We start from the raw sequence: 9,105 nt of genomic DNA, 5'->3' as shown, positions 1-9,105 counted from the left end.
AAAGGCTCTTAAATCGCATTTGAACGCGTTCTATGAAGCTTTTCATAATTAAAGTTTTGGGTTGAAATTTTTAACCTGGATGAATGGACAAAAAATTGATTTTTTACGTTTTTCTAAACAAGGAAATAAATACTTTTTTCCATGCAAAACCAAGCACCGGCCCTACGTCACTTTAGCCAATTTTCCAATCCAAGATCCGGCACATGCCGGGATTTTTTTGTCACACACCACGCATCTAACGATGACAACCCTCAAAGCCTTACAGGATAAGGATTTCAGCGATTTTTTAGGGTCTCAGAAACGTGTACAGAAAAATGGTCTTTTTTTAGAATAAGTGATTGAATTATCTATTTTTTATGCTGTGCTCATGGTTGTACATCAAAACAACACTTTTTTTAGATAAGATATTGATAAATTTAAGAAAAATTATGTACTCATTGTTGTACATAAAAAAAAGCATTATATTTAAATAAGTTTTTGTTTTAAAATAAATTAATTCTGTACAAATAGGTTTGTACGTAATCTACTCATTATTTTTTATTTAATTAGTTGAATTATATATATTTAATTTTGTACAAAATCTAATTTTAATAAGAGGTGTAATTTATGGGCGAAAAAGTCAAAACTTATGCAGTCAGGTTAGATCCACAAGTAGCAGAATTCTACGATCAATTGGCTAATTCAGAAGGAATCAGAACCAGTAAATTATTCAGTAAAATTTTGACCAATGATTTTCAATCTATTGCTGTTAAACAGCAAGCTGTCTTTTTACATTAATGTCTTAAACTGGCAAAATGTAAAATCAACAACTTACATCAAATCTAATTGAATAAATCTACATTACAGTTCTAAACTCAATGGATTTTTCAGTTTAGAAAAATAGCGGTTTTTTACAATATAGTTGTAAACCTAGCCTTTCCAAATTGGTAAAACTTCTTCAAAGGAAACTAGACTCAGTGCAACAGTATCACGAAAAATTCGAGGGTTTGATCAAACAAATATCTTCAAGGCTTTAGATGAGTTGGACAGACGTAGAGAGTTGCAACTGGGGCAACAACGTAAAAATGATAGGAGTTTTTCACCTAGATTTTAACTTATTTAGTTATTTGATTAATGATATTTTCTACTTGTGTACGGTTCATGTTTTCCGTAGATAACGAATAATATCTATTATTATAATTGAAGTGAACATTATAAATGTCTTGCCCATTTTCATTTCTCAATGTTTCAATAGTCATTGGAACATTGTTTACATTATGATTTAAACTTTCTTGGAAAACTTCTACAATAGCACTGTTATTTGGATTCAAATACATTTCGGTTATTTCAAATTTAGTACTACCATCTTGGTTTTCATATAACCGATAAAGGGAGTTGTATTTTCCTTCATTTATTGCACCAGAATACCACTTTCCTGATAGTTTTAAATCTGGAACTAAACCATCTGTATTTATTGGTTTAAAATCTAAAGGTTTTTCTTCTTTTAATGCAGCTCTTTTTTTATCTAAGTTAGAAAATTCATTAGTAATCTTTCCACCACTAAAGCTTCCATAACGATTTAAATTGTCGAAATTTTTTGCTAAATCGTCTTTTTGAGCTTTGCTTAGCTTAGCTTCTGATAATTTAGTATATATGACACCATCAGGATATTTTTCTCTTAAAGCTTTTAAATCAGAATTAAATATAAATGATTCATCATTTTGATTTTTAGCTAACGAACTTTGATTTGTATTCGATAATTCTGTATTTTGATTTGTATTTTGAATAGATGGTTTGGAAGATGAACTCGTTTCATTATGGTTGGTATTTTCACCGTTACCCAATCTTTTTGTTTCTGTAACTGCTTGAGATTTTATAAAAATTACAATACCTAAAACAATAATACCAACCACAAGAACTATTAATAGAATTTTATTCTTTTTCATAAGATTTTATAAAAACTGCCCAAATTTAAAATTGCAATCTTTTGCAGATGTGTATTGAGAAACAGCTCGCCCATTATCTAGGGTTTCATAGTGTGTACCGGATACATTCCAAAATCTTTTATCACTTTTAGGATCAACAAACCCTGCTCTAACACGATACCCACTTGGGTTACTTGAATTATCTGTTCGTTGATTGCCATTAGTAGCTTTTTGATCTGTTTTTGCATATAGATTTTTATGTACACCTGTTAAAGCATCATAAGAAATAGATTCGTTATACCAACCATATCCAAAACTTGGAATATATGCTTCACAATTGGCACGGCTGAATGCTTCTGCTGGAACTGTAGCAGCATAAGGTGAGGCAGAAATAAAGCTTATTAAGCCAAGAAAAATTTTAACTTTCATTTTATTACCCTATTTTTGATTTTTATTTTTATACCATTTGGTTTAATTTTTTTGCACTAAAAACATGTAAGTTTATATGTCTATGGTAAGTAAAAATGGATGACCACAAAAATTTCAGGATCAAATGTAAAATTTGACATTTTTTTAATCTCTCTTTGTTTACAACTATATTGTTAAAGTTTAGGACTTTAATGTCCAGTTTACGTTTGTGTTGTCAAATCACACAAGCCGATCGTATTGAGGATCTGGTGAATCGATTAGAAAAGCGAATAGATGATTTTGAGGAAGACAACAATTTTTCTGAAAAATACTATGAAGATTTTTCGGGACTCTATTTCATGATGTTATGGACATTAATGAAAAATGGGGCTTCTAAAGATGAGGTTCGAATGATGCAAGCTAAAGGTTATTCATATGCAGATGATAACTATAAGAGGGTAAAGTAGTGTCAGATAGTATTATTCAGCTTTCAAAGCCATGTACGCTTTGTGAAAATAGACAAAATGTACAACTTTTTGCAGGATTGATGCTGTGTGGAAGTTGTCAGGAAAATATCAGGCTTACGAATCCAAGTATGTTCTCGGCCAATGATGAGATTGAACAAAAAGCCCAGAATTAACCTGGGCTTCGTATAAGAGACTTTATGTTAAATAATGGCTTTTATATGAGCTGATATGTCTAAACATAAACGCAATTTTACTAAGGTTGCTTAGATATTATGGAATCTAAATATCTCAATCGCTCATCCCTCTTTACTTTATTTTCATGTTTAATCACCGCTACTAGTAAAACTATGGTCATAGCTCCTGCTAGGTAGATAATTTTTTTTTTCATGATTTCCTTATAGTGAAGTTATTTTTTCCTATTTTATATAACATGATACAAATCATATAAACAATCAAATTATGAGATGTATACATCGAAATCTGATAGGTAATTTAAGAAATAAAAAAACCCCGGCAGGATGCCGGGGTTTCTTTGGGTTGCTCAGTATGACTCCTGTCTTACCTCACGTCCTGGTGCGATCTTTCTTATTCTTGTTGTTTGGAACATCCTGTTTTCTATGACTTCATCATAGAAAAATTCCAGTATGCCGCATAGCAGCAAGGGGCCTAGATTGATGTGAGCCAAAGCGTACAAAATAGCCTAAATTTTATCCACAAAAATTGGGGATAATTTTAGATGCAAGAGTCTTGTTAATTGGGCAAAAAAGCGGAAATTGAGCACTTTTTAACCAATTCTATTGGCGAAATATTACAAAGTTGCTTGAAAACTCACCGACTTATTACAGAAGCTAATTTTTGTGCATTTTGTGCTCAAGGGTGAGCTTTTAAATTATTGATAAATAAAAATATTTTAAAATACGTTTCGTATAAGCTCTATTATGTTAAATAATGGAAAAATGCTAATTCCTGAAACTATTAAAAAAAATTGCATAATAAATATTAATGATTATTATTTGCATAAAATTTAATAGGGGGAACTTAGATTCATGAACACAAAACACATCCATTACCTGATTCCATTCATCTCTTGCGCAAGTCTTTGTTTCACTCAAGTAATACATGCGAATGAGTCCAAAGAAAGTACACCTGATAAAAACTCTATTCAACAGCTTGAAACTATTACTATCACTGCCTCACGTTCTGATGAAGTACAAGAGAAATCTAAGCAAGTCACCAAGCTTGATGAAAAGCAACTTGAGCTATTAAAAAATGGTTCATCTGGAAATATTGCAACAGTATTAGCAAAAGCAGTTCCTGGTTTATCTGATTCAAGCCGTACAATTACAGATTATGGTCAAACACTCCGTGGACGTAATGCCTTAATTTTAGTGGATGGCATACCAATGAACTTAACGCGTGATACTTCACGAGGGCTCTCAGCAATTGACCCTGAAAGTATTCAAAGTATTGAAGTGATTCGTGGGAGTAATGCGATATATGGTAGTGGTGCGGCTGGAGGTATTATTTCAATTACCACAAAAGCCGCTGGAGGCGCTCCAACTGCAAAAACTGTTATCGGTTTACAAAGTCCTTTAACTAACTTTAGTTCTGATGCATTAGCTGGTGATATCCATCAATATTTTACTGGTAGCCGTAACAATTTTGACTATGCTTTTGATTTTGGATATCAACGTATTGGTAGCCCTTATGATGCAAGTGGCGATAGAATTGCGCCTGAGCCAAGCCAAGGCGATTTATTTGATGCTGATGCTTATAGCATTGGTGGAAAACTTGGTTATCATATTGATGATCATCAATATATTCAATTCGCTGCGAATTATTATAATGCAGAACAGGATTCAGAATATGCATCTGATCCAAGTGTAGCCTCTCTCCCTGCAGGGAGTGTTCCTGCTAAGGCAATTAAAGGTTTGAAATTAGCAGAGCAAAATAAAAATGAAAACCAGATCTATAATTTAACTTATAGCAATAAAAATTTACTTGGCAATAAAGTTGATGCCCAAATCTATTATCGAGATTTCTTTACTCGATTCTCTCCATTTGATGCACGTAAAGTCAGTACACGTGGTGGACAAGTCGATCAGGTCTATCAAGAGAACAATGTCTTGGGTAGCCGCCTGACTGTAAGTACTCCACTAGAATTCTTAGGGGATACTACTCTTGTTTGGGGTGGAGATTTCAGTCGTGAAAAGAGCGAAATGCCTTTAGATATCTTCGATCCTCAAATTTATGATCAATCAGGTGGATTGGAATTTGTCAAAATTGGGACTTTAACTTATTTACCAGAGCTTACCACACAAAGTATGGGTGGATTTGCTCAACTCAAACATCGTTTTAATGATCAATGGTCTGCTGAAATTGGCACTCGTTATGAAGATAGCTATGCGGAAATTGATAGTTTTATTCCACTCTCTCAACTTGGTAAAGCAGACCCATATACTGTGCAAGGTGGAAAAGTCAAAGCTGATGCATGGCTATACAATGCCAATGTGGCATATTCCCCTGTAGATGCACATACCATTTATGCTTCATTTAATCAGGGCTTCCAATTACCAGATGTAGGCGTTGTGCTTCGTAATGCGACTGCTGGCTTTAACTTAGCTTCTTCATTTTTAGAGCCGGTCAAAGTCGATAACTATGAGTTAGGTTGGAAAGGTAACTTTGAAAACTTTAACTCTAGTTTGGCTGTCTTCCACTCTACTTCTGATCTTGGTGGTGTGCAGTCTTTCAACAATGGCTTGATTCTTGCCAGAACAAAGGAAAAAATTTCAGGGGTAGAGGCTACTTTAAATTACCTTGCTGACAACAATGTTTGGGGTTCTGGTGGTAGTGTCACATGGATGAAAGGTCGTGAAACTCCTCAAAGTACCAGTATTGAACAAGACATGACAGGCTTCCGTATCCCACCATTAAAATTGACAGGATATATTTCTTATAGCCCGACAGACACTTGGACGAATCGTATTCAGGCGACATATTTCGGTGCAAAAGATTACCGACTTAATGGTGTGAATGGTTTTGGTCGCTATGATGTGAAATCTTATACAACAGCAGATTTATTGAGTAGTTTTGCAATTAATCCAAAGGACACTGTGACGATTGGTATTGAGAATATGTTTAACCGTAAATATTATCCACTATATAGCCAACTTATGCGAAGCAGCAATAATACCAGCCATTTATTAGCGAGTGGTGTAACGCTGAAAGTGTCTTATAGCCATAAGTGGTAATTGTTAGTTTTCCTAAAATTAACATAATACACCTTATACGAAGTCAAAAAATGGGAGCTATAAGCTCCCATTTTTAGTCTTTAATGCGCTTTTTAGCTTCGTCATAAACTATGCTATCAGCTCGTTTCCCGACTGTGATGAGCAAGATAACTACCTGATCATCTTTAACTTGATAGACAAGTCTGACACCAGCTTTTAATAATTTAATTTTATAGCAACCTGCAAGATCGCCTCTCAGCATATTCTTTGGAATATGTGGCTGCTCTATGACTTTGGCTAGTTTCTTCTTAAATTGATCCCGTATAGCAACAGGGAGTTTTTCCCATTCTGCTGTAAAGTCCTTGTGACGTAAAAGCTTATAAGTCATCTAATGTGACTTCCTCAAACATCTCTTTAGGGTCATTAATGCGCTTACGGACAAGAGCTAACAATTCTTCATCTTCTTCTGAAAGCAAAGCTTTTTTGACAGGTAGTTTCCCAGTCGTAGCAACATACTCAAGAATACTAGTAAAGAAATCTGTAGGTGCAATACCTTGTTCTTTAAGGATGGAATAGGATTTTTCTTTAAGGGCTTCATCGACCCTGAAGTTAACAGTAGCCATCATATCTCCCAGTTATTTAATGTACTAGGAGTACTGTAATGCAAATTGCATTACAAGTCGACTTCGTATAACCGCCATTATGTTAAATGGATGGCATTTGGGAGATATTATTTATTCTTTCAATTGGCAGAAACTTGCAGAATTTTTCTTAATTTGTAATCCTTGCGGCTAAGGGTGTCTAGCGTAGCTAAGACAGGTATTCGTTATAGTCGGGCCGCTATAATACGGATGACGAGTGCCTGTATGTTTAACCTAAATATCTTTAATAAGATCTCTAGCGAAGTATTGACCATCAAAAATGATCTTGAGCTGAATTCCGAGAATCAACTGATAACTAAATATAAGACTTCTACTTCTGAAGATTATAAAAAAGCAATTATTTTGATCTTTAAAGAACGTGGCTATACCAGGTTAGAAATAGGTCAGTTACTTGAAGGCCAACTCTAAAGACTTCCTAAAAATAACATAATACACCTTATACGAAATACTGTTTTTTATTCGATATAAATCAAAAACTTATACTAAGACGTTCCAGGGTTCAGCGCACTGGAACGGCTTTTTATTGATTATTCATGTTCCACGCTCAATAAACAAGCAATGTTCCACACTTTTGTTTAGCTAAAAACAACAATAAAACCTTACTCATCTGTAAAAACTGCCCGAGCTAAACGACCCAATAATCCCCTTTTTTTAGGTTCCGGTTCAACGTGTTCTGGAATAGGTATACGCTTATTGTCTTCACTAGGAGTAGTCAATGCGTCATAGTTCGACTCAATCTCTGGCCGAGGATCTGTTGCTATATTTAGATTAGTAGATTCATTTAGCTTACTAGTATTTTCTTGTTTTGGCTGTTCTAAGGTGCCTTTAAACTCAATTCTATGAGTAAGATCTTCAATATGTTGCATCAAAGACTTTTCTCTTTGATTTGCTAAATCTAACTGATTTTTAAGTAAAGCAATCTGATCTTTTAGAACATTTTCGATCTCGGACTGTACACGTACAGGTGCATCCTTCTGGACTTGTTCAATACGTGTACTGGACTGAACACCAGTTGGATTTCCATAAACTCTTATTAATTCCGATAGATCTATGAGTCCATCACTATCCCTTGATAATTCGCCACTTTTTATAGCTTCATAAATTGTTGTTCTAGACTTTTTAAACGCTTTACTGGCGTCCATAACGCTGAATTTTGTTGTGTTCAATGGAGTCCCTCAGTACGTGTACAGGGATGTTCATATGAACATCCAATCTGAACATGAGTTTTATTTTGCATTAAAGCCTACTTTCTCTAGATATGGCAGTAGTTCTTCAAATTTTTGTAGATCTTTTAGCATTTCAGAAATTCGAACTGCGAACTGCGAATAGCTTTCAGTACCTTGAGAATATTTATTCATTTCTGGAAGCTCAGATAGCTTATTAGCAAAAAAATGTCGCTGTGCATCAGTAAATTTTGAGAAAATCTCAAGAGTAGTTTGCTTTTTATTGTTAGCTATAACGACCTTTTTCTGTTTAAAGGTAAATGAAAAGCCAGAAATATTACGTCCCTTTTTATGTTGCTGACATTGGACTTTAATATCTGTATGTTCATTAATTTGAGCAATAGCCAAATTTAATACTCGGTCTTTGAAATTCCCCATTCTTGTATATTCATCATCAAGAACACCTATTTTTTTCCTGAACTCTGCTAGTTCAATAATAGGAGTTTGGCCTGTACTGCGCCAAGCTATTAACAATTCATATAACCGCACAGCATACGCACTGCTGAGATTACTAATTTGTTGTAATTCATATTTAGTAAATTGCTCTTCTAAACGTGTAATAAGTGGGACAATTGCAGGAGCAAATATTAACTTCACGGTTGCTTCATCATCGATATATCTAATCTCGCTGACCCAGCGGCTTAAAACATTTTCTACATTTCCTCTCTTATTGATTTCTTGATAGCTAAATTGGCGTACGAATAGATCTTTACAAGCATCTTTTAACGCTTGGTACGCTGTTTGTCTTGCAACATTAAATTGATTTACATAGCTCTCAGCATGGACTTCTAATGGATCATTGGCATTAATGCCTCGACCACTATCTCTTGCTTCAACAATAGCTAATAAGATTAAACGCTGTTCTACTAAATCTAAGTTATAACTCGCATTAATTAATGCATTATCTTTAACTACTAAATCCCGCACTTTATTTATCTATCTTATTAGTTATGAATATAAATCTATATTAATAAATCTGTAGATTAATGCAAGGTAAACATGGTTAAATCTATAAAATAAATAAGGTAGACTTATGGTAGGTAAACGTAGTCATATTGGTAGGTAAACGTAGTCATATTGGTAGGTAAACGTAGTCATATTGGTAGGTAAACGTAGTCATATGAAGTCTAGAAGCCTTTATTTACAAGGCTTTCAGCTTACCTAAAAGCATTTAAAAACTTTAAAATAATTAAAAGCCCACGGAATGAAAA

At 34.1% G+C, this 9,105-nt stretch carries 9 protein-coding genes and 1 pseudogene; 4 read left to right on the top strand and 6 right to left on the bottom strand.

The window, feature by feature from the left end:
- Window positions 1–606 precede the first annotated feature (606 nt).
- Window positions 607–777, top strand: a complete 171-nt coding sequence (locus F905_RS15320) for a hypothetical protein (RefSeq protein WP_005174455.1) — start codon at window positions 607–609, stop codon at window positions 775–777.
- Between the two features lie 317 nt (window positions 778–1,094).
- Here the strand turns inward: F905_RS15320 and F905_RS00070 are convergent, their stop codons facing one another.
- Both F905_RS00070 and F905_RS15610 read right to left on the bottom strand, forming a co-directional pair.
- Window positions 1,095–1,925 (bottom strand): hypothetical protein, encoded by an 831-nt coding sequence (locus tag F905_RS00070; protein WP_005174452.1) that lies wholly within the window; start codon window positions 1,923–1,925, stop codon window positions 1,095–1,097.
- Between the two features lie 6 nt (window positions 1,926–1,931).
- Window positions 1,932–2,333, bottom strand: a complete 402-nt coding sequence (locus F905_RS15610) for a hypothetical protein (protein WP_005174444.1) — start codon at window positions 2,331–2,333, stop codon at window positions 1,932–1,934.
- A 224-nt stretch (window positions 2,334–2,557) separates the two neighbouring features.
- Here F905_RS15610 and F905_RS00065 point away from each other — a divergent pair.
- Both F905_RS00065 and F905_RS00060 read left to right on the top strand, forming a co-directional pair.
- Window positions 2,558–2,779, top strand: a pseudogene (locus F905_RS00065) (hypothetical protein); the annotation flags it as partial.
- Between the two features lie 1,046 nt (window positions 2,780–3,825).
- A complete protein-coding gene (locus F905_RS00060) occupies window positions 3,826–6,030 on the top strand; it encodes a TonB-dependent receptor (protein ID WP_005174439.1) in 2,205 nt (734 codons plus the stop codon).
- Between the two features lie 73 nt (window positions 6,031–6,103).
- Here the strand turns inward: F905_RS00060 and F905_RS00055 are convergent, their stop codons facing one another.
- Complete coding sequence (locus tag F905_RS00055; protein ID WP_000221358.1) at window positions 6,104–6,397, bottom strand: type II toxin-antitoxin system RelE family toxin; 294 nt, start codon at window positions 6,395–6,397, stop codon at window positions 6,104–6,106.
- Window positions 6,387–6,632: a type II toxin-antitoxin system RelB/DinJ family antitoxin gene (locus F905_RS00050; protein WP_000246756.1), complete on the bottom strand. Its 246-nt coding sequence runs from the start codon at window positions 6,630–6,632 to the stop codon at window positions 6,387–6,389. Before F905_RS00050 ends, F905_RS00055 begins: the two co-directional genes overlap by 11 nt.
- Window positions 6,633–6,875: 243 nt before the next feature.
- On the opposite strand from F905_RS00050, the gene F905_RS15605 reads away from it, so the two are divergent.
- Window positions 6,876–7,079, top strand: a complete 204-nt coding sequence (locus F905_RS15605) for a hypothetical protein (RefSeq protein WP_004896916.1) — start codon at window positions 6,876–6,878, stop codon at window positions 7,077–7,079.
- A 191-nt stretch (window positions 7,080–7,270) separates the two neighbouring features.
- Here F905_RS15605 and F905_RS00040 read toward each other — a convergent pair whose 3' ends face one another.
- Window positions 7,271–7,837: a plasmid replication DNA-binding protein gene (locus tag F905_RS00040; RefSeq protein WP_224214022.1), complete on the bottom strand. Its 567-nt coding sequence runs from the start codon at window positions 7,835–7,837 to the stop codon at window positions 7,271–7,273.
- Between the two features lie 60 nt (window positions 7,838–7,897).
- Entirely contained in the window at window positions 7,898–8,821 is a 924-nt protein-coding gene (gene repM / locus F905_RS00035) for a replication initiation protein RepM (RefSeq protein ID WP_005174434.1), read from the bottom strand.
- Window positions 8,822–9,105 lie beyond the last annotated feature (284 nt).

It is taken from the genome of Acinetobacter sp. CIP 53.82 (assembly GCF_000369465.1).
Taxonomy (GTDB): Bacteria; Pseudomonadota; Gammaproteobacteria; order Pseudomonadales; family Moraxellaceae; genus Acinetobacter; species Acinetobacter indicus.
This window is presented reverse-complemented; position numbering and strand designations above follow the sequence as displayed.

Coding starts and splice junctions, on each gene's coding strand:
- F905_RS00060 (WP_005174439.1), top strand. CDS start 3,826: ATGAACACAAAACACATCCATTACCTGATTCCATTCATCTCTTGCGCA.
- F905_RS00050 (WP_000246756.1), bottom strand. CDS start 6,632: ATGGCTACTGTTAACTTCAGGGTCGATGAAGCCCTTAAAGAAAAATCC.
- F905_RS15605 (WP_004896916.1), top strand. CDS start 6,876: ATGTTTAACCTAAATATCTTTAATAAGATCTCTAGCGAAGTATTGACC.
- F905_RS15320 (WP_005174455.1), top strand. CDS start 607: ATGGGCGAAAAAGTCAAAACTTATGCAGTCAGGTTAGATCCACAAGTA.
- F905_RS15610 (WP_005174444.1), bottom strand. CDS start 2,333: ATGAAAGTTAAAATTTTTCTTGGCTTAATAAGCTTTATTTCTGCCTCA.
- F905_RS00070 (WP_005174452.1), bottom strand. CDS start 1,925: ATGAAAAAGAATAAAATTCTATTAATAGTTCTTGTGGTTGGTATTATT.
- F905_RS00055 (WP_000221358.1), bottom strand. CDS start 6,397: ATGACTTATAAGCTTTTACGTCACAAGGACTTTACAGCAGAATGGGAA.